Source organism: Salinivibrio sp. SS2 (assembly GCF_001722075.1).
Lineage (GTDB): Bacteria > Pseudomonadota > Gammaproteobacteria > Enterobacterales > Vibrionaceae > Salinivibrio > Salinivibrio proteolyticus.
Map to the genome: position 1 here is coordinate 1 of NZ_MEBP01000097.1, position 19,001 is coordinate 19,001.

A 19,001-nucleotide genomic window follows, 5' to 3' on the forward strand; every position below is an offset into this window, starting at 1 on the left:
CACTTGCGATGGGTGCCTCGAACTTCCTATCGCTTCCTTCAGACCCTGCCGTTGGCCAGCAACGCCCTTGCGAGTCGGATTATCTTCCCCTCAGTCGGGGCGATTCAGGTTTCTTTCAACCTGACGGGTTTGCCAGCTTCGCTGGGCAAACAAAAAAGGAGCGCAATGCGCTCCTTTTCAGTGGTATGTTTTTAACTCAACGCATTACGCGATGATGTTAGCAACAACACCAGCACCTACGGTACGGCCACCTTCACGGATAGCGAAACGTAGACCTTCGTCCATCGCGATTGGCGCGATCAACTCAACAACCATCTTGATGTTGTCACCAGGCATTACCATCTCAACGCCTTCTGGCAGTTCGATAGTACCGGTCACGTCAGTTGTACGGAAGTAGAACTGTGGACGGTAGCCTTTGAAGAACGGAGTATGACGGCCGCCTTCGTCTTTAGACAGTACGTATACTTCTGACTCGAACTTGGTGTGCGGGGTGATTGAACCAGGCTTCGCCAGTACTTGACCACGCTCAACTTCGTCACGCTTAGTACCACGTAGAAGAACACCAACGTTCTCACCTGCACGGCCTTCGTCTAGAAGCTTACGGAACATTTCAACACCAGTACAAGTGGTCTTGGTGGTGTCTTTCATGCCCACGATTTCTACTTCGTCACCAACGGTGATGATGCCTTGCTCAACACGACCAGTTACTACGGTACCACGGCCTTGGATTGAGAATACGTCTTCGATTGGCAGGATGAACGGCTTGTCGATTGCACGCTCTGGCTCTGGGATGTAAGAATCCAGTGCTTCCGCTAGCTCAACAATCTTCTGTTCCCACTGCTCTTCACCGTTCAGAGCGCCTAGCGCTGAACCTTGGATAACTGGGCAGTCGTCACCTGGGAAGTCATACTCTGAAAGCAGCTCACGTACTTCCATTTCAACTAGCTCAAGTAGCTCTTCATCATCAACCATGTCACATTTGTTCATGAATACGATGATGTATGGGATGCCTACCTGACGGCCTAGCAGGATGTGCTCACGAGTCTGTGGCATTGGGCCATCAGTCGCTGCTACTACTAGGATACCACCGTCCATTTGCGCTGCACCGGTGATCATGTTTTTCACGTAGTCGGCGTGCCCTGGGCAGTCAACGTGCGCGTAGTGGCGAGTTGGCGTATCGTATTCTACGTGCGAAGTCGCGATGGTGATACCACGCTCACGCTCTTCTGGTGCGTTATCGATTGATGCGAAGTCACGCGCTGCACCACCGTGTACTTTTGCAAGTACAGTACAGATAGCGGCAGTCAGAGTAGTTTTACCGTGGTCAACGTGGCCGATAGTACCAACGTTAACGTGCGGTTTCGTACGTTCAAATTTTTCTTTAGACACGATCGTCTTCCTTCCTAGTTGTGAGCTAAAGGTATCAACACCTAACTAGCTCAGAAGTCAGTATTGGATGCCGACAACACGCCGGCATCGAGACTAATAAAAATTAGCTACGCTCTGCAATCAGGGCGTCGGCAATGTTCTTAGGCACTTCGCCATACTCGCTGAATTCCATTGAGTATGAAGCACGACCCTGAGTTGCACTACGCAGGTCAGTGGCGTAACCGAACATTTCAGACAGTGGTACCTGAGCACGTACGATCTTCAGACCCGCTGGGCCCTCGTCCATACCGCCAATCAGGCCACGGCGACGGTTCAAGTCACCAACAACGTCACCCATCCACTCTTCTGGCGTAGTTACTTCTACTTTCATCATTGGCTCAAGCATAACAGGTTGCGCTTGCAGTGCACCTTTCTTGAATGCCATTGATGCAGCGATCTTAAACGCCATTTCGTTGGAGTCAACATCGTGGTAAGAACCATCGTACAGGGTTGCTTTAACGTCAAGCACAGGGTAACCGGCAAGTACACCGTTTGCCATTTGCTCTTCAACGCCTTTCGCTACCGCGCCGATGTATTCACGTGGAACCACACCACCAACGATTTCGTCGACAAAGACAAAGCCTTCGTTTGGCTCAGATGGCTCAAGCTTCAGCCATACGTGACCAAACTGACCACGACCACCTGATTGCTTAACGAACTTGCCTTCAACTTCCGTGCTACCACGGATAGTTTCACGGTACGCTACCTGAGGCTTACCAACGTTACATTCAACGTTAAACTCACGACGCATACGGTCAACGATGATGTCTAGGTGAAGTTCACCCATACCAGAGATCAGGGTCTGGCCAGACTCTTCGTCAGACTCAACGCGGAAAGATGGATCTTCTGCTGCTAGTTTACCTAGTGCGATACCCATTTTCTCTTGGTCTGCTTTAGACTTAGGCTCAACCGCGATCTGAATAACTGGATCAGGGAATTCCATACGCTCTAGGATTACTTTTGAATCCATCGCACACAGAGTATCACCAGTGGTCACGTCTTTTAGACCGATTGCAGCTGCAATGTCACCGGCGCGAATTTCTTTGATTTCTTCACGCTTGTTCGAGTGCATCTGTACGATACGGCCTAGACGCTCACGCTTCTGCTTAACAGAGTTGTAAACAGTGTCGCCTGAGTTAACAACGCCCGAGTAAACACGCATAAAGGTCAGCGTACCTACGAATGGGTCAGTTGCAATTTTGAATGCCAACGCTGAGAACGGTTCTTTGTCGTCCGCGTGACGCTCAATTGGGTTACCAGCTTCGTCTTCACCTTTGATTGACTTAACGTCGATTGGTGAAGGCAAGTATTCGATAACCGCATCCAGTACTGCCTGAACACCTTTGTTCTTAAATGCAGAACCACAGGTTGCCAGTACGATTTCGTTATCTAGAGTACGCTGACGCAGCGCCTTCTTGATTTCTTCTTCAGACAGCTCACCTTCTTCAAGGTACTTGTCCATCAGCTCTTCAGACGCTTCTGCAGCAGACTCAACCAAGAAGTTGTGCCACTCTTCTGCTTGCTCTTGAAGCTCAGCTGGAATCTCTTCATAGGTATAAGTCATACCCATGTCTTCTTCATTCCAGTTGATCGCTTTCATTTTGATCAGGTCAATAACGCCCTTGAACTGGTCTTCTGCGCCAATGTTCAAGTGAATTGGCACAGGAGTCGCGCCAAGGCGGTTTTTGATTTGATCAACAACGCGTAGGAAGTCTGCGCCCGCACGGTCCATCTTGTTGACGAAAACCATGCGTGGAACTTCGTATTTGTCAGCCTGACGCCATACGGTTTCAGACTGAGGCTCAACACCAGAAGAACCACAGAAAACAACAACCGCACCATCAAGAACACGCAGTGAACGCTCTACTTCGATAGTGAAGTCAACGTGTCCTGGAGTATCGATGATGTTGACACGGTGCTGTTCAAATTGTTGATCAGAACCTGCCCAGAAAGTGGTAGTTGCTGCAGAGGTGATAGTAATGCCGCGCTCTTGCTCCTGCGACATCCAGTCCATGGTTGCTGCGCCGTCATGAACCTCACCGATTTTGTGTGACAGACCTGTGTAGAACAGGATCCGCTCGGTAGTCGTGGTTTTACCGGCGTCTACGTGAGCACAAATACCGATGTTACGGTAGCGCTCGATAGGGGTTTTACGAGCCACAATAGTATCCTCTTACTAAGGTTAACCTTAGAAAATGGGTTCGGCGCGCCACCGAAGTGACGCGCCATGAAGGCATTACCAGCGGTAATGTGCGAACGCTTTGTTCGCGTCTGCCATACGGTGAACGTCTTCACGTTTCTTAACAGCAGTACCTTTGTTTTCAGACGCATCAAGCATCTCGTTGGCCAGGCGCTGAGCCATAGATTTTTCACCACGCTTACGAGCAGCTTCAACCAACCAACGCATAGCCAGCGCGTTACGACGCACAGGACGTACTTCTACTGGTACTTGGTAAGTTGAACCACCTACACGGCGAGATTTAACCTCTACCGCTGGGCGTACGTTTTCAAGAGCTTGTTCGAATACAGCCAAGTGCTCTTTACCAGAACGCTCAGCCATGATGTCTAGTGCACCGTAAACGATTTTTTCAGCAGTTGACTTCTTACCGTCAACCATCAGGATGTTCACAAATTTTGCCAGCAATTCTGATCCGAACTTAGGATCTGGAAGAATTTTACGCTGACCAATTACGCGACGACGTGGCATGGATTATCTCCGTTGTCTTCTTCAGGTTTTATCCAAAACTTTTCAGTTTTTTCAAAATTCAATTGTTTGAGTGTTTGGCCTTACTTAACGGAATCCATTAAGACTTAGGACGCTTCACACCGTACTTAGAACGACCTTGTTTACGGCCGTTAACGCCTGCACAGTCAAGTGCGCCACGAACAGTGTGGTAACGCACACCCGGCAAGTCTTTTACACGACCGCCGCGGATAAGCACAACGCTGTGCTCTTGCAGGTTGTGGCCTTCACCACCGATGTATGAGGTTACTTCGTAACCGTTAGTCAAACGCACACGGCATACTTTACGCAGTGCTGAGTTTGGTTTTTTTGGCGTAGTGGTGTAAACACGAGTACAAACACCACGTTTTTGCGGACACGCTTCCAGCGCAGGCACGTTGCTTTTCGCAACTTGCTTCAGGCGTGGTTTGCGTACCAGCTGGTTAATAGTTGCCATTAAATAGCTCCTGATATTACTTAACGTATAAGTGTGAAAAATCTATCCCCAATAAAACGGGGACGCGAAATTTTAGGCGCCGACTTATAGGGTGTCAAGATTTATACAGAGATCTTTGCATCGTCTGTTTTTTCACCGATAGCAAGGAAGGCATTTTTATCCTTCGATAGCCTAGTCGATCACCATGTCATTTGCGTGACGTGATCCTCGGTGAGTTGAACCAACCCTTGCATATCAATCTGTTTAACTTGCGGATGTAGATGCGCTTGTACCCCACGGGCCATCACATCTTCTTCTAGCACATAAACCGAATGGTTATCTGTAAAAAGCGCCGCACCCAGAGGGCTATCGGCCAGTGCGCCGAGGACTGCATCATTGATCAAAACGATGACACTGTCAGGGGTGGCATACGCCAAACAGTGCGACAGCGCATGCGTTGCATAAGGGGACGATTTGATAATATGTAGCATCTGACTCTCTTAAAAATGCAGGATGCGATCGCAGCGAGCGAGCTTTGCCTGAATATGCTCACGTTCCAGCACTTCGCCCGTCAACACGCGCGCCGCATCACCCATGCCTCTTGCCGTCAGTGACGCTTGGCAAATATAGATATCTTCGACATCACACAGCGGTAGCATTTTAAAGCTGGCAATATAATCGCGACTCAGCACTGTGCTTGGGCGCTGCCCATCAATCAATTGCATCACGCCATCGCCAATGAAGAACACGCTAATCGTTTCGCAAAAAGCGGATGCCGCCAACAGCGCATCTAACCCCTCACGTCCGCTCGCTGAGCCATGCGGTGCGGTTGAAAAAACAAACCCGAGTTGCATACGTCCTCTTAAAATTGCAGTACACGATCGGCTGTCAACAAGGCTTCTGCCAAGGCACCGAGACCAGCTTGTTGATACCCATCAGCCAGGTTAGCTTGTGACAAGCCATGCTGCATCGCTTCTTGCTCACTCACAATACCTCGACGTAATGCGGCAGCCACACAGGTTTCGAGTTGTACCTGATGTTCATTGGCTAAGGTCTGCCATGCATTAACCAAGTCAAATTCGTCATTCGCTGGCACCGTTGTCGCAGCCCCGTTTAATACGCCATCTTGGTAGAAAAACACTTTGCTGACACTGTGTCCTTTGGCAATGGCCGCACACGCAAATTGATAGGCCGTACGCGCAAGTTGCGTCCCATAAGCCGGCTCTGAGACCACGAGTACGTAATTGAGGCTCATTTTTCCCCGTCTCCCGTTTTGCGTTGGCGCACGTAAAGGTACACAGTGTGCTTCGATATGTTGAGCCTATCAGCGACACGATGAATAGCATCTTTGATATCAAAGATCCCTTTATCATAAAGCGCCATCACTATTTGGCGGTTTTTGGTGTTATTAGACACGCTTTTATCCGCGTTGACTTCTTCAATGGTACGCTCAACGGTTTGATCCACCAGCTCTTCTACATCACTGGCAAAATTAACCGATGAGGCGGCTTGCTTGGCTTGATCATCAGGCATAAACGCTTGCAGCACCTGAGAGAAAGGGGCATCCAAGTTTATATTGATACATAACAGCCCGATAATGCGGCTTTCACCATTGCGGATGGCAACCGTGATCGATTTCATTAAGGTGCCACTTTTCGCGCGCGTAAAGTAGGCGCGAGAAAAATTACGCTCAGACCCTTCAATGTCCCGCAACATCCGTAAGGCCAAATCCGTGATGGGAGACCCCACTTGGCGACCGGTGTTTTCACCATTAGCAATTTTGATTGCTGACTTGTTCAAGTCTTCTAGCGAGTGCAGTACGATTTCACAATGCTCGCCAATTAGCGCAGCCAAGCCGTCTACGACCGCGGCATAAGAGTGTAAAATCACACTGTCTTGCGCAGTAAATGGATTCGGCTCAATGAGCTCGCTTTCTGTCATGATTTCTGCGCCAAAATGCTCTGTCGGTACCACGTACGCCTATCCTTATTCGACAGTGAATCTGTGTTTATCTCAGCCAAGTTTAACAGAATCCAGCCCTAAAAAAGCAAAAGCCCCGGCAAAGCCGAGGCATTTTGGCGCGAAAACAAGCGTCAGGTTTACCCTTCACTCGCCTTCTCTTTGTTGGCATCATCTTTGATTTCCAGTAGCTCAACATCAAACACGAGCGTTGAGTTAGCAGGAATGGACGCCGTATCTTGGTCACCGTAAGCCAGCTCTGGCGGGATCACGAAGGTAAATTTAGATCCAACCGGCATCAGTTGCACCCCTTCGGTCCAACCTGGGATCACACGATTAAGCGGGAAGGTTGCTGGCTCGCCACGATCGTAAGAGCTATCAAATTGGGTACCATCCGTTAGCGTGCCTTTGTAGTGCACCACCACAGTGTCTTCCGCCGCGGGTTTTTTACCGTCACCTAAGCTATCCACTTTGTATAACAAGCCAGATTCGGTTTCTTTCACGCCCTCTTGGCTCGCAAATTCAGTGCGATACTTTTCACCGTCAGCCAGCGCAGCTTCTGCTTTTTCTTTGGCTTGTTGCTGGGCCAGCTCAGTCACGCGTTGATCGAGTGACTGCAGTGCCGCTTGCGCTTGCTCGTCGGTCAGCTTGGATTCGCCATTAAAGACGTCCTGCACCCCTTGCAATACCAACTCTTTATCTAAATCCAAACCGATGTCGGCTTGTTGCTCTAGGTTGGCGTTGAGGTATTGCGCTAAAGACGCACCAATCGCGTAGGCTGCCTTGTCGTCATCATTAGCAAACGACGCTTCCGCTTGCGCCTGCTCAGCGGCTTGGTTCGTCTGCTCGACGTTGGCGTCGTCTTGTTGACAGCCGACGGCAAGGGCAACGGTTGCCGCGAGTAGCGACATCTTCATTACTGATTTCATTGGGTACTCCGTTGATGGTAAGGATAAATCCTCGTATGGTTGTCACTGACGCATCAACAATGCGAAAGCCTGATTCTATCAATATACTCGTGGTTATATGGCTGCACGTTTCGGAACTCAAGCATCATGCCCAAAATTCGCCACATTGTTTGCATTTTTCTCATCGCCATCACGCTAACTGGCTGTTGGCAGTCTGGCAAAGAAGCCCAGCGTTGGTCAATCCATCCTGAAGGCGCCACCAGCTTTAGCCTGAGTAGAGACGGGCGATTTGCGCTGCTCGCCTCCGAAGAAACCGACATTGTGCTGTGGGATCTGGTCACCAACCAAAAGCTGGCGGATCTTGGGCCACAAGATCCCAATGCAAACCCTGTGGTGGTCAGCCATATCTCCGACAATAAACGCTATGCCATCACCGCGACCGCGCAAAATTTTGCTGTCTGGGATCTTGCCTGGAGCCAAGCCGAGGGCTTGTGGTCGGTCTCTGAAGGCATTATCCGTGATGCGGCTATCAGCAACAACGGCCAAAAAGTGGTCCTCGCGATGTCGGACGGCAAAGCGCTATTCATCGACTTAGGCACAGGAAGACGCTTAGAGTTCCTTGCCCATCGCGATAAAGTCAATGCAGTCGCCATTTCTCCGAACGGCGCTTACGTCCTCTCAGGGGGCAATGACCATCATGCCTATTTTTGGGACACTAATTCCGGGCAAATTATCAACGACTTTCCTTATGACCAACGGGTAAAGCAAGTGGCGCTGCAACGGGAAGGGAAGTATGCCTTTGTCTCGGATGGCAGCAATCAAGCGATTATCTGGGCCTTACCCAGCGGTGAAAAAGTCAGTCAATTGGATATCTTTGCGCGCCAAGCGATTTATGCCAGTGCACGCTTTTCCGATGACGGCCGCCGACTCGCCACCGGTACCCCCTCACAGCGGGTCGAGCTTTGGGATGTTCAGACCGGTGAGAATCTAGGACGTTGGGAGGCATTGGCACAACCCAATACTCGCCCTCCCAGCGCGGTCGTGTATGATGTCGCTATCGACCCAACCGGCCGTGTGATTTCCGGTACCTCGGCGGGCATCGCCCAGGCTTGGTTAACCGACACCCCTTAATGCAGTGAGAAACAAAAATGAGTGAGATTGGCAAATTACAGCAACAAATTGACGATCTAGAGTGCAAGGTCGCGTTTCAAGAAGACACAATAGAACAGCTCAATGACGCTCTCACCCAACAGCAAGGCGATATTGAGCGTATGACAGTGCAAATTCAGTATTTGGTCGGCAAACTGAAGGACGTTGCGCCGGCCAACATCGCCAGCCAATCGGAAGAAACCCCACCGCCGCATTATTAATGGCCAAGCGCTGGTGTCGATACACGCCTAAAGACGGCGGATATGAAATAAAAAAAGGCGCCAAACCGGCGCCTTTTCTCGTTGCTAATCACTGATTAGTGATCGTGACCGCAGCCACCTTCTTGGTGAATATGGCCATGAGCAATTTCATCTTCGGTTGCTGCACGTAGATCAACCACTTCCACAGAGAATGACAGAGTTTGGCCTGCCAGCATGTGGTTGGCATCAACAACAACTTCGTCACCGTCAACTTCGGTGACTTCAACCGGGATCTGACCTTGGTCAGTTTCCGCCATAAAGCGCATGCCGACTTCCACTTGGTCTACGCCTTGGAATACGTTCGCCGGTACGCGTTGTACCATGGCTTCTTGATACTCACCGTATGCATCGTCAGGACCTACGGTCACTTCAAACGCGTCGCCTTTCTCACGACCTTCCAGTGCCTTTTCCAGACCAACGATCAGGTTACGGTGACCGTGTAGGTACTGGAGGGGTTCTTGCGCTGTTGATTCATCAACTAACGCACCGTCTTCATTTTTTACTTGGTAGGCCAGGCTGACCACCACATCATTTGCAATTTTCATGCTCGCTCCGAGACCGGAAGGTTAATGGACTGCCGATGATAACGGATTCCCTACTCCGGTTTAAAGATCCCAATGACATTCTCTGCCGGCGGGGTTTCAGACTGTGACTGCTGTGCCGAATCCGGAAGCCGACTCTCATGGTAATCGCAGCTGACACATTCCACTTTGTCAATATTGTTTTCGCGCCAAACTCGCAAGGTGTCTTGACGCTGACATTTGGGGCACGCCGCCCCGGCAATAAAGCGCTTTTTCACAATTCCATCCTATTCATCTCGGTTCCAACTCTGGTGGCGCTCAATATCACCACGCATTTCCCGATCAAAGATCTCTTCCAATTCTTTACGCGCCTCTTTCACGCGTGAAGCGGCGGCCATATCTTCATTATGTTGGGGTAAGAGGTCTTGCAATACCCGCATATCTAGCTTGCGGAACAACACCTCGGCACGTTTTGCTTTATAAGGGTGCATTCCCAAAGACTCTAGCGTCTGTCGACCTAAATCAAGCGCGCCAAGAAATGTCTCCCGCGACAAGGTTTCAACGCCTAAGCCCATGAGCTGATAAGCCTCAACCCGACTTCGTGCTCGCGCTAATATCTTTAAGTTAGGGAAATGCTGCTGACAAAGATCAACAATCTCCATCACTTCATCCGGCGAGTCGGTGCAAATCACAATCGCCTCTGCGCTTTGCGCCCCTGCCGCCCGAAGTAAATCAAGCTGCGTCGCATCACCGTAATACACATCATACCCGAACTTGCGTAATAGCTTGATTTGGGTGGGATCACGTTCCAAGATGGTGACACCAATTTTGTTGGCAAACATCAACCGACCGACCACCTGACCAAACCGACCAAAGCCCGCGATGATGACGCGCGCGTCATGTTGATCAAATTGCGTCTGTGGCGGTAACTCCTCTGGTTCATTAAAAGTGCGTTCAAACCAGCGTTGCTGCAAGGTAAGCATCAAGGGGGTGGTCATCATCGACAGACTCACCACCACCAGCAAGAAGGCATTCAATTCTTGGCTAAGCAACCCTTCTGCGCGTGCCGCCGTAAAGATCACGAAAGCAAATTCACCGCCTTGGCTAAGCAACACTGCCATTTGACTGCGCGCTTTAGGTGCCACACCAAATAGACGCGCAAGCAGATAGATAAGTAACGCCTTACCGCACACCAGTGCAAGTACCGCACCGAGCAAAGTCAGCGGATATTCAAGCAGTAGACCGAGATCCACCGCCATCCCGACCGCAATAAAAAACAGCCCTAACAGCAACCCTTTAAAGGGGTCGATGGCGGTTTCGAGTTCGTGGCGATACTCACTCTCCGCAAGCAGCACACCTGCTAGGAACGAACCTAACGCCATCGAAAGACCCAACTGCTGCATCGCAAGCGCAATGCCAATCACCAAGGCCAGTGCTGCCACGTTAAACAGCTCGCTGACCCCGCTCATGACCACCAAACGGAATAGAGGCCGAAGCAAGAAGTGCCCGCCAACCAACAGTGCGCCAATGCCCATAAACATCCATAGCACATCTAACCAGCTGCCGAGGCTGCCTCCTGCCAGTGCGGGCATCATCGCCAACATAGGGATGACCGCGATATCTTGAAACAACAGAATCGCAAACCCTGCTTGACCGGATTCACTGCGCATAAGGCGCTGATCTTCCATAATTTTCATCGCAATGGCGGTAGAGGAAAGCGCCATGGCCATACCCACAATAAAGCCCTGCCGTTCCGTCAGTCCGAACATCACCCCGACGGCACCTATCACCAAGGTAGTCACCACCACTTGGCTGCCGCCCAGGCCCAGTATCGGCCGGCGCATCTGCAGCAGTTTTTTAGGATTTAGCTCCAAGCCAATCAGAAACAGCAGCAATACCACCCCGAATTCAGAAAAATGGAGAATAGACTCCACATCGCTGATAAGCCCGAGCCCCCATGGACCAATCACGATGCCGGCCATCAGATAGCCTAATACCGAGCCCATCCCTAACCGCTGCGCGAGTGGGACGGCAATCACCGCCGCTAACAGGAAAATAAAGGCCGCGGAAAGCAAGTTATGCTCCATGCTCACCTCCCGCATGGGCGAGCGGATCACGAATCCAATCGGCATACAGTTCCGCAAACGCATCCCGATCGGCATCACTCACACGACGAGCCCAGTGCAAGACCAGCGGCGGGAGCCACGTCATGCGGCACAGGGCGGCGGTCAACTCAAACGGTTGGAGAAGCTCTTGCATCGAATACTTGTTGTATCCGCTTTTGGTGAACGCCTCAGCCGCCCCTCCGGTGGTGACGACAAAACGGCAGGTTTTTCCTGCTAGCGCATCGCCTCCCTCGCCATGTGCAAAACCTTTGCCTAGCACCACATCAATCCATTCTTTCAACAACGCCGGACAGGAATACATTTGTAGCGGGTGTTGAAAAACAATCACATCAGCTTGTTGCACCCGTCGGCGCTCATCGTGCACATCAACCACAAAGTCGGGATAAGTTGCGTAAATATCGTGAACAGTCACATGCGGAAACGAAGAGATAGCGGCAAGCAGACGTCGGTTCGCCACCGACTGATCAGGGTCGGGATGGGCAAAGATCACCAACACCGACGCGGGGTCTTGATGTGCATCCTTGTCATTGGGCATAGGCATCCTTGTTATCACGGCAAGAGTCAGTTTTCATGCTTGTTTTTAACCTTAACACACAAAACACACAACACAGATCGCGCCAGTTAGGCCGACTGACGGGGAAATTTGGCAATCCCCGCACCAAGCTGGTATAACGACGACGCACCCAAACCACACTAGCGCACTGAATAATCATGATTAGCTTTTCTGACATCCAATTACTGCGCGGTGGCAAGCCACTGCTCGATCATACCTCTGCCACCATCCATCCCGGCGACAAAGTCGGATTGGTCGGCAAAAACGGCTGTGGCAAATCCAGCTTGTTTGCACTGCTTCGCCACCAGCTGACGTTAGATGCGGGCAGCTATCATTATCCTAGCCAATGGCAAGTAGCTTGGGTGGCACAAGAAACGCCCGCACTGGAAAAAAGTGCGCTCGAGTATGTCATTGATGGCGATGCCGAATACCGTGAACTGCAGATGGCCTTAGCGGATGCGGAACAAAGTGATGACGGTCATGCCGTGGCGACCTTACACGATAAACTGGATGCCATTGGTGGCTACAGTATTGAGGCGCGCGCCGCCAGTTTGCTCGACGGTTTGGGCTTTAGTCAGGCGCAAATGCAATGGTCACTCACGCAATTTTCGGGCGGCTGGCGGATGCGCTTAAACCTTGCCCAAGCACTGCTGTGTCGTTCCGACCTCTTGCTGCTTGATGAGCCAACCAACCACCTCGATTTAGATGCCGTGATGTGGCTGGAAAAGTGGCTGCAGCAATACCCCGGTACCTTGGTGCTGATTTCCCACGACCGGGACTTTTTGGATCCTGTCGTCAACCGTATTATTCATATTGAGCATCAACAGCTAAATGAATACACGGGCAATTATTCCGACTTCGAGCAGATGCGGGCGCAGAAGCTGGCGCAACAACAAGCGCAGTTTGAAAAGCAAAAAAAGCAGATTGCCCACATGCAATCTTACATCGACCGCTTTCGTTATAAAGCCTCAAAGGCGCGCCAAGCGCAAAGCCGGATTAAGGCACTGGAGCGGATGGAAAAGGTGTTGCCGGCGCAATACGATAATCCATTTAGTTTTACCTTTTTCACCCCAGATGCGCTCCCAAATCCTATCTTGATGATGGACAAAGTCGCTGCGGGGTACGACAAGACACCGATTGTGGAAAATATCCGCCTCAACCTGGTCCCTGGCGCGCGTATTGGTTTGTTAGGCCGCAATGGTGCGGGTAAGTCTACGCTGATCAAACTTCTTGCTGGCACCTTGCCAGCCATGGCCGGTGAGCTCAGTTACTCCCAAGGGGTAAAAATTGGCTATTTTGCGCAGCATCAACTCGACACGTTGCGCATTGACGAAACCCCACTGCAACATATGAATCGCCTTGCGCCCACCACAGCCGAGCAAACGCTACGTGACTTCTTAGGGCGCTTTGGCTTTCAGGGTGATAAAGCGCTTGAGACCATTGGCCCCTTTTCGGGAGGCGAGAAGGCACGCTTGGTATTAGCGTTATTGGTGTGGCAAAAGCCTAACCTGCTGCTGCTTGACGAACCGACTAACCACCTTGATTTAGATATGCGCCAAGCCTTGACGCTTGCCCTACAATCGTTTGAAGGGGCGATGGTGATCGTAAGCCATGATCGCTTTTTGCTGCGCGCGACCACCGACGATCTTTATCTTGTCGACAACGGCGCGGTGCAACCCTTTGACGGTGACTTACACGACTACCATCGCTGGCTTGGCGAGCAACAGCGTGCCGACCGCGCGGAAAGTAAAAAACAAAACGCCGATGACAAAGCCGCCCCCCAGCAACGTCAGGTCGATCGTAAGGCACAAAAGCGTCGCGAGGCCGAACTTCGCCAAAAAACAGCGCCACTTCGTAAAAAAATTGACAGCCTAGACACAAAAATCGAACAGCTCTCTGCCATTATTGCCGATGCAGAGACCAAACTGGCCGACCCAACAATTTATGGCGCAGACCAAAAAGCCCAACTCGCGGAACAATTACAACGCCAGGCTGATGCCAAATCAGCGCTGGAAGAGGTAGAGCAAGAATGGATGGAGCGACAGGAAGAACTGGAAGCCATGGAGGCGGCATTCAATCAAGCCTAATTCCCGGCCAAGCGAATGCAGCCGACCTGTGGCAGTTTTGTTTGCAACACTATGGCAAGCAAGACGTCAAACAGGCGTGTCTTAAATTGCAAGATCAGCATCAGGGCAACGTCAACCTTGCCCTGTTGCTGGCTTGGCTGGAAAGCCATGGCTATGGCCTAGCCCCAGAGAGCCTCAGCCAACTTAAACAATCGCTCAGCCGCTCTGAGCATTTGCTGATTGCCTACCGCAACCTACGTCGCGATATCAAACCGCGCGTTGGCGCGGGACAATATAAAAAAATGCTGAATTTCGAGCTCAGCCTCGAGAAGTTCCAACAACAAGACCTCATCCACGCCTTGAATCAACAAACATGGCTGACCGAGTCGCCCTCGCCGTTGGCGTATTATTGCCGTCAGCTCTCGCCCTCGGCCAAATCGCTCTATCCCACTCTGCGCGCCGGTGTGGTTAAAGAAGATGATCAAGGAGACGCTAATGACGCCCTTTGAACCGATTCCCAGCGCCCGTAATCCTCATCTACAAACCATCATGCCACGGCTGATGCGGCGGCAACCCGTGATCTCCCCTTTGTGGCAACAGCTGGATTTACCGGATGGTGATTTCGTCGATCTCGCTTGGACACAGACGCCTCAGCCCGGCCAACCGATAGTGGTGCTTTTTCATGGCCTCGCTGGCAGTTTTCATAGCCCGTACGCGAATGGATTACTGGCTGCTTTTCAGCGCCAAGGCTGGTGCGGTGTGGTGATGCACTTTCGTAGTTGCAGTGGCCGCTTAAACCGCGTCCCGCGCACTTATCACTCAGGCGAGACACAGGATGCGCGCTATTTTTTGACCACATTGCGCATGCGTTATCCTCAGCATCCCATTCATGCCGTGGGCGTATCGCTAGGCGGCAACATGCTGGTGCGCTATTTGGCAGAGTATGCGGATGATCCGATTGTCTCCAGCGGCTGCGCAGTGTCACCCCCCTTAGACCTTGCCGCCTGCTCGTTACGCATTCAGCAAGGGTTCTCACGTGTCTACCAAGCGTACCTACTCCGCTCGATGCGGCAAACCCTGTCAGATAAGCTTACGCGACACGCCCAAGTAGGTCGCTGGCAAGCTGGCGAGCAGCCCCGTATTTCGACCTTATTCGAGTTTGATCAAACCGTCACCGCACCACTGCATGGGTTTGAGGACGCACATCATTACTACCAGCAATGCAGTGGCTTATCCGTATTGCCTGCGATCCGCGCCCCTTTGACCATCATTCATGCCAAAGACGATCCTTTTATGACTGATGCGGTGATCCCAACCACGCCATTACCGGCCAATATACGCTATCAACTCACTGACCATGGCGGACATGTTGGGTTTGTCACTGGCCATTGGCGTGCACCGCGTTTATGGTTGGAAGAGGCAGTGCCCGCGTGGATAGCTGAGCAACTCGGCACCTGATGCCCCAATCGTCACGATAAATTGTGACTAAATCGACATAGACACACTGCACCTACACGCATAATTCGGTAAAATGGGAGCTAATTCACAACCTAAGCATGGAGATGGCGTCCGTGCCATCCCGATGTCAGCAAAAGGTGATGTAGTATGATGGTTCCATGGCAATCTGTGCCAGCCGAGACCTTGACCAATTTAATTGAACACTTTGTGTTGCGGGAAGGGACAGATTACGGTGAGCAGGAAGTCAGCTTTGCTGAGAAAGTTGAACAAGTGCGTGAACAATTAAAATCCGGCGACGCCGTGATTGTATACTCTGAGCTGCATGAGACAGTGGATATTCGTCGTCAGCGCGATCTCAGACCGTAACACCGCCTCCCCTTGTGGGCTGCGGTGTAAATTCAGACTGATCAATGACAGGGCTCGTCATGTCGGCTAAACACCCAATCATCGCTGTGACCGGTTCATCCGGCGCAGGCACAACCACGACCTCCGAAGCGTTTCGTAAGATGTTCAATATGATGAACATCAAAGCCTCTTGGTTAGAGGGCGATAGCTTTCACCGCTTCACGCGGCCAGAAATGGATGTTGAGATCCGTAAAGCCCGTGAACAAGGTCGTCATATTAGCTACTTTGGTCCCACGGCCAACGACTTCCCACGCCTTGAGCAATTTTTTAAAGAATATGGCGAACAAGGCACAGGTAAATACCGTCGTTATCTACACACCTTTGATGAAGCCGTGCCTTATAACCAAATGCCGGGCACCTTCACCCCCTGGCAAGATCTGCCTGAAAATACCGACGTATTATTTTATGAAGGCTTGCATGGCGGGGTGGTGGATGGTGACGTCAATGTCGCCCAACATGTTGATTTACTAATCGGCATGGTGCCTATCGTTAACTTGGAGTGGATTCAAAAGTTTGTCCGCGATACGCGCGACCGAGGCCATTCCCGCGAGGCTGTCACGGACTCGATCGTGCGCTCCATGGATGATTATTTGCACTACATTACGCCGCAGTTTTCTCGCACACATATTAACTTCCAACGTGTCCCGACCGTAGACACATCCAACCCGCTGAATGCAAAAGGGATCCCTTCACTCGACGAAAGCTTTGTTGTGATCCGCTTTCGTGGCATGAAGAACGTCGATTTTCCTTATTTACTGCAAATGATCAGTGGCGCCTTTATGTCTCGGCACAACACGCTGGTCGTGCCCGGCGGTAAAATGGGATTTGCGATGGAGCTGATTATTCGCCCCTTGATCCAACAGTTGATTGAGAAAGGCAAGATAGGTTAACCGCCGTAGCGCACTTAACGTGTATTACTTCTCAGGTCGTGATCTTAGCCACATTTTTGCCGATTTTTTAGGCGGTTGGCTTAGATCAAAATCAAGAAATCCAGATAGAAAAAAGATACACTCTTGTTAACATACAGTGAGCTTGTAGCCTGCGCCAAGACCTCGTATTCTGTGCATTGGACTGATGGGTTTCCATTCAGACAAAGACAGGACGTCGTTGCCGGGCAACACATGCAGAGGAAATAAGTTATATGGTTCCAGGAAAACCTCAAACAGACCCTACACTCGAGTGGTTCCTTTCACATTGTCATATTCACAAGTACCCGTCCAAAAGTACTCTGATCCATGCAGGGGAAAAGGCGGAGACCTTGTACTACATCGTGAAAGGTTCTGTGGCCGTACTAATCAAAGATGAAGAAGGCAAGGAGATGATCCTGTCTTACCTTAACCAAGGTGACTTCATCGGCGAACTTGGTCTGTTCGAAGAGGACCAAGAGCGCACCGCATGGGTACGTGCGAAATCACCTTGCGAAGTGGCAGAAATTTCATTCAAGAAATTCCGCCAGCTGATCCAAGTTAACCCAGACATTTTGATGCGTCTGTCCTCTCAGATGGCGCGTCGCCTGCAAGTGACCAGCCAGAAAGTGGGAGACCTTGCCTTCCTGGACGTGACCGGCCGCATTGCGCAAACCCTACTTAACTTGGCGAAGCAACCTGACGCCATGACTCACCCTGACGGCATGCAAATCAAGATCACACGTCAAGAGATTGGTCAGATTGTTGGTTGTTCGCGTGAGACGGTTGGGCGTATCCTTAAAATGCTGGAAGAGCAGAACCTTATCTCAGCTCACGGTAAAACCATTGTGGTTTACGGCACACGCTAATCCTCGCGTGTTGCGACAAAACCGGCGCTTTTGCGTCGGTTTTTTTGTTTTTATTGACTGGAAACTAATTACCTAAGTTCTACACTTCAGAAACGACCCATCTAACAACTGATTAACAGGATGTCGTTTATGAGAAGCTTACGTCAAACCCTTGCTGCATTGCTACTCGCGGCGGTTTCTTCAACTGCTGCGGCGAATATCACCATTGTCCATCCAGAACCACGGGCTGGCTCTGCCCTCGATTTATACGCTATCGACTTGATTGAGTTTTTAGCGGAAAAATCGGGTGAGTCTGTCACTTTACAGGCCTTTCAAGGCCAAATTGGCTCTCAGTCTCGTAAAGTGGAAATGCTAAAACAAGGACGACTGACGGTAGATTGGCTCGGGGCCGACCGTACCCTTGAGTCAGAGTTACTTCCCATCCGTTATCCAGTCTTTCGGGGTCTATTAGGCCATCGCTTGTTCATTACCAATCAAGCCACCGAACCCAAGCTTGCACAAATCAGTGACCAAGCTGGGCTCAATAATCTGACCATGATCCAAGGGCAAGGCTGGGCGGATGTGAAGGTCTTGCAGTCGGCGGGATTTCGGGTTCGAGAAATCTCAAGCTTTGAGAATATCTTTAAAGGCGTCGATACCGGACGGGCCGACCTCTTCCCGCGTGCGCTTATCGAGCCTTTTAGCGAGCTGGCAGAGCGACCTCAATATACAAATCTGTTGGTTGATCCGCACTTAATGCTAATCTACCGCTTCCCAATGTTCTTGTTTGTATCGCCCCAAAACCCAGAGGTAGCGACCATGCTCAACGATGCCTTTGCGGCCGCCTATCAAGACGGATCCTTCATCGAATTTTTTGAGAATGCCCCTCTGGTAAAAGAGACCTTTGAGAAAGCCAATATTGGTGAGCGCACCTTTATTCGGGTCGACAACCCACATCTGAGTAATGAGACTCAGGCAATTGACGATAAATTCTGGCTCGATATTGAAAGTCGCTAAACACCGCCAACCATCGAGTAGGGTGAGGCGTTGCCGCCTCATCCCTCTCACAGAACCGTACATACGGACCTCGTATACGGCTCATGCACACTTCCATTCAGCATAAATGCTAAACACATGCCCTGTCCTTACCTGTTCAATATTAACTAACCCCAGCTCATCGAACCACTGGTTGGGCATTGCATAGCTTGCTGGCGCTCGCTGCATTTCTCCAGATCCCCAACGACCGGCAGAAACCTC

Annotated in this window: 23 protein-coding genes; 10 read left to right on the forward strand and 13 right to left on the reverse strand. The window is 50.9% G+C overall.

Going from position 1 to position 19,001, the window contains the following annotated elements; genetic code table 11:
- On the forward strand, window positions 1-215 hold a 215-nt coding region (locus BGK46_RS17755), incomplete at its 5' end, for a hypothetical protein (RefSeq protein ID WP_217492739.1).
- Here BGK46_RS17755 and tuf read toward each other — a convergent pair.
- From tuf to fkpA, 9 genes are all read right to left on the reverse strand, one after another.
- On the reverse strand, window positions 205-1,389 hold the full coding sequence (tuf, locus tag BGK46_RS11875; RefSeq protein WP_069589541.1) for an elongation factor Tu: 1,185 nt from the start codon (window positions 1,387-1,389) through the stop codon (window positions 205-207). The two genes, BGK46_RS17755 and tuf, sit on opposite strands and share 11 nt — an antisense overlap.
- A 103-nt stretch (window positions 1,390-1,492) precedes the next feature.
- Window positions 1,493-3,589, reverse strand: coding sequence for an elongation factor G (gene fusA / locus BGK46_RS11880; protein ID WP_069589542.1), 2,097 nt, complete (start codon window positions 3,587-3,589; stop codon window positions 1,493-1,495).
- Window positions 3,590-3,664: 75 nt separating this feature from the next.
- Window positions 3,665-4,135, reverse strand: a complete 471-nt coding sequence (gene rpsG, locus BGK46_RS11885; protein ID WP_069589544.1) for a 30S ribosomal protein S7 — start codon at window positions 4,133-4,135, stop codon at window positions 3,665-3,667.
- A gap of 97 nt (window positions 4,136-4,232) precedes the next feature.
- Window positions 4,233-4,607, reverse strand: a complete 375-nt coding sequence (gene rpsL, locus BGK46_RS11890) for a 30S ribosomal protein S12 (protein WP_069589545.1) — start codon at window positions 4,605-4,607, stop codon at window positions 4,233-4,235.
- A 179-nt stretch (window positions 4,608-4,786) separates the two neighbouring features.
- The gene (gene tusB, locus BGK46_RS11895; RefSeq protein WP_069589547.1) at window positions 4,787-5,077 is read right to left on the reverse strand and encodes a sulfurtransferase complex subunit TusB; all 291 of its coding nucleotides are present in this window, start codon (window positions 5,075-5,077) and stop codon (window positions 4,787-4,789) included.
- Window positions 5,078-5,086: 9 nt separating this feature from the next.
- Window positions 5,087-5,440: a sulfurtransferase complex subunit TusC gene (gene tusC / locus BGK46_RS11900; protein WP_069589548.1), complete on the reverse strand. Its 354-nt coding sequence runs from the start codon at window positions 5,438-5,440 to the stop codon at window positions 5,087-5,089.
- An 8-nt stretch (window positions 5,441-5,448) separates the two neighbouring features.
- Window positions 5,449-5,841 (reverse strand): sulfurtransferase complex subunit TusD, encoded by a 393-nt coding sequence (tusD, locus tag BGK46_RS11905; RefSeq protein WP_069589550.1) that lies wholly within the window; start codon window positions 5,839-5,841, stop codon window positions 5,449-5,451.
- Entirely contained in the window at window positions 5,838-6,560 is a 723-nt protein-coding gene (locus tag BGK46_RS11910) for a helix-turn-helix transcriptional regulator (RefSeq protein ID WP_069589551.1), read from the reverse strand. Before BGK46_RS11910 ends, tusD begins: the two co-directional genes overlap by 4 nt.
- A 125-nt stretch (window positions 6,561-6,685) precedes the next feature.
- The gene (fkpA, locus tag BGK46_RS11915) at window positions 6,686-7,474 is read right to left on the reverse strand and encodes an FKBP-type peptidyl-prolyl cis-trans isomerase (RefSeq protein ID WP_069589552.1); all 789 of its coding nucleotides are present in this window, start codon (window positions 7,472-7,474) and stop codon (window positions 6,686-6,688) included.
- A gap of 126 nt (window positions 7,475-7,600) precedes the next feature.
- Here fkpA and BGK46_RS11920 point away from each other — a divergent pair, with 126 nt between their 5' ends.
- The gene (locus tag BGK46_RS11920) at window positions 7,601-8,584 is read left to right on the forward strand and encodes a WD40 repeat domain-containing protein (protein WP_069589554.1); all 984 of its coding nucleotides are present in this window, start codon (window positions 7,601-7,603) and stop codon (window positions 8,582-8,584) included.
- A 17-nt stretch (window positions 8,585-8,601) separates the two neighbouring features.
- On the forward strand, window positions 8,602-8,823 hold the full coding sequence (locus BGK46_RS11925) for a SlyX family protein (protein ID WP_069589556.1): 222 nt from the start codon (window positions 8,602-8,604) through the stop codon (window positions 8,821-8,823).
- A 95-nt stretch (window positions 8,824-8,918) separates the two neighbouring features.
- Here BGK46_RS11925 and slyD read toward each other — a convergent pair whose 3' ends face one another.
- From slyD to kefG, 4 genes are read right to left on the reverse strand one after another with little or no spacing between them, the layout of a single operon-like run.
- A complete protein-coding gene (gene slyD / locus BGK46_RS11930; RefSeq protein WP_077455135.1) occupies window positions 8,919-9,407 on the reverse strand; it encodes a peptidylprolyl isomerase in 489 nt (162 codons plus the stop codon).
- Window positions 9,408-9,457: 50 nt separating this feature from the next.
- Complete coding sequence (locus BGK46_RS11935; protein ID WP_077455134.1) at window positions 9,458-9,661, reverse strand: YheV family putative zinc ribbon protein; 204 nt, start codon at window positions 9,659-9,661, stop codon at window positions 9,458-9,460.
- Between the two features lie 9 nt (window positions 9,662-9,670).
- A complete protein-coding gene (kefB, locus tag BGK46_RS11940) occupies window positions 9,671-11,470 on the reverse strand; it encodes a glutathione-regulated potassium-efflux system protein KefB (RefSeq protein ID WP_069589558.1) in 1,800 nt (599 codons plus the stop codon).
- The gene (gene kefG, locus BGK46_RS11945; protein ID WP_069589559.1) at window positions 11,460-12,044 is read right to left on the reverse strand and encodes a glutathione-regulated potassium-efflux system ancillary protein KefG; all 585 of its coding nucleotides are present in this window, start codon (window positions 12,042-12,044) and stop codon (window positions 11,460-11,462) included. The genes kefB and kefG overlap by 11 nt, the downstream gene beginning before the upstream one ends.
- Window positions 12,045-12,220: 176 nt before the next feature.
- Here kefG and BGK46_RS11950 point away from each other — a divergent pair, with 176 nt between their 5' ends.
- From BGK46_RS11950 to BGK46_RS11980, 7 genes are all read left to right on the forward strand, one after another.
- Window positions 12,221-14,149, forward strand: coding sequence for an ABC transporter ATP-binding protein (locus BGK46_RS11950; protein WP_069589561.1), 1,929 nt, complete (start codon window positions 12,221-12,223; stop codon window positions 14,147-14,149).
- Window positions 14,092-14,637 (forward strand): TIGR02444 family protein, encoded by a 546-nt coding sequence (locus BGK46_RS11955; protein ID WP_069589562.1) that lies wholly within the window; start codon window positions 14,092-14,094, stop codon window positions 14,635-14,637. The genes BGK46_RS11950 and BGK46_RS11955 overlap by 58 nt, the downstream gene beginning before the upstream one ends.
- The gene (locus tag BGK46_RS11960) at window positions 14,624-15,586 is read left to right on the forward strand and encodes a hydrolase (RefSeq protein WP_069589563.1); all 963 of its coding nucleotides are present in this window, start codon (window positions 14,624-14,626) and stop codon (window positions 15,584-15,586) included. Before BGK46_RS11955 ends, BGK46_RS11960 begins: the two co-directional genes overlap by 14 nt.
- Before the next feature lie 147 nt (window positions 15,587-15,733).
- The gene (locus tag BGK46_RS11965) at window positions 15,734-15,952 is read left to right on the forward strand and encodes a YheU family protein (RefSeq protein WP_069589565.1); all 219 of its coding nucleotides are present in this window, start codon (window positions 15,734-15,736) and stop codon (window positions 15,950-15,952) included.
- Window positions 15,953-16,011: 59 nt separating this feature from the next.
- Window positions 16,012-16,881: a phosphoribulokinase gene (locus tag BGK46_RS11970; RefSeq protein WP_069589567.1), complete on the forward strand. Its 870-nt coding sequence runs from the start codon at window positions 16,012-16,014 to the stop codon at window positions 16,879-16,881.
- A 251-nt stretch (window positions 16,882-17,132) separates the two neighbouring features.
- Window positions 17,133-17,765: a cAMP-activated global transcriptional regulator CRP gene (gene crp / locus BGK46_RS11975; protein ID WP_002535199.1), complete on the forward strand. Its 633-nt coding sequence runs from the start codon at window positions 17,133-17,135 to the stop codon at window positions 17,763-17,765.
- A gap of 129 nt (window positions 17,766-17,894) precedes the next feature.
- Window positions 17,895-18,761 (forward strand): hypothetical protein, encoded by an 867-nt coding sequence (locus BGK46_RS11980; protein WP_069589568.1) that lies wholly within the window; start codon window positions 17,895-17,897, stop codon window positions 18,759-18,761.
- Window positions 18,762-19,001: the final 240 nt, after the last annotated feature.

What these genes read in the sequence shown, in the direction of transcription:
- tusD (WP_069589550.1), bottom strand. Translation starts at nt 5,841, where the DNA reads ATGAGCCTCAATTACGTACTCGTGGTCTCAGAGCCGGCTTATGGGACG.
- crp (WP_002535199.1), top strand. Translation starts at nt 17,133, where the DNA reads ATGGTTCCAGGAAAACCTCAAACAGACCCTACACTCGAGTGGTTCCTT.
- BGK46_RS11970 (WP_069589567.1), top strand. Translation starts at nt 16,012, where the DNA reads ATGTCGGCTAAACACCCAATCATCGCTGTGACCGGTTCATCCGGCGCA.
- BGK46_RS11920 (WP_069589554.1), top strand. Translation starts at nt 7,601, where the DNA reads ATGCCCAAAATTCGCCACATTGTTTGCATTTTTCTCATCGCCATCACG.
- kefG (WP_069589559.1), bottom strand. Translation starts at nt 12,044, where the DNA reads ATGCCCAATGACAAGGATGCACATCAAGACCCCGCGTCGGTGTTGGTG.
- slyD (WP_077455135.1), bottom strand. Translation starts at nt 9,407, where the DNA reads ATGAAAATTGCAAATGATGTGGTGGTCAGCCTGGCCTACCAAGTAAAA.
- kefB (WP_069589558.1), bottom strand. Translation starts at nt 11,470, where the DNA reads ATGGAGCATAACTTGCTTTCCGCGGCCTTTATTTTCCTGTTAGCGGCG.
- BGK46_RS11965 (WP_069589565.1), top strand. Translation starts at nt 15,734, where the DNA reads ATGATGGTTCCATGGCAATCTGTGCCAGCCGAGACCTTGACCAATTTA.
- fkpA (WP_069589552.1), bottom strand. Translation starts at nt 7,474, where the DNA reads ATGAAATCAGTAATGAAGATGTCGCTACTCGCGGCAACCGTTGCCCTT.
- rpsL (WP_069589545.1), bottom strand. Translation starts at nt 4,607, where the DNA reads ATGGCAACTATTAACCAGCTGGTACGCAAACCACGCCTGAAGCAAGTT.
- BGK46_RS11925 (WP_069589556.1), top strand. Translation starts at nt 8,602, where the DNA reads ATGAGTGAGATTGGCAAATTACAGCAACAAATTGACGATCTAGAGTGC.
- BGK46_RS11950 (WP_069589561.1), top strand. Translation starts at nt 12,221, where the DNA reads ATGATTAGCTTTTCTGACATCCAATTACTGCGCGGTGGCAAGCCACTG.
- tusC (WP_069589548.1), bottom strand. Translation starts at nt 5,440, where the DNA reads ATGCAACTCGGGTTTGTTTTTTCAACCGCACCGCATGGCTCAGCGAGC.
- BGK46_RS11960 (WP_069589563.1), top strand. Translation starts at nt 14,624, where the DNA reads ATGACGCCCTTTGAACCGATTCCCAGCGCCCGTAATCCTCATCTACAA.
- BGK46_RS11980 (WP_069589568.1), top strand. Translation starts at nt 17,895, where the DNA reads ATGAGAAGCTTACGTCAAACCCTTGCTGCATTGCTACTCGCGGCGGTT.
- BGK46_RS11955 (WP_069589562.1), top strand. Translation starts at nt 14,092, where the DNA reads ATGGATGGAGCGACAGGAAGAACTGGAAGCCATGGAGGCGGCATTCAA.
- tusB (WP_069589547.1), bottom strand. Translation starts at nt 5,077, where the DNA reads ATGCTACATATTATCAAATCGTCCCCTTATGCAACGCATGCGCTGTCG.
- rpsG (WP_069589544.1), bottom strand. Translation starts at nt 4,135, where the DNA reads ATGCCACGTCGTCGCGTAATTGGTCAGCGTAAAATTCTTCCAGATCCT.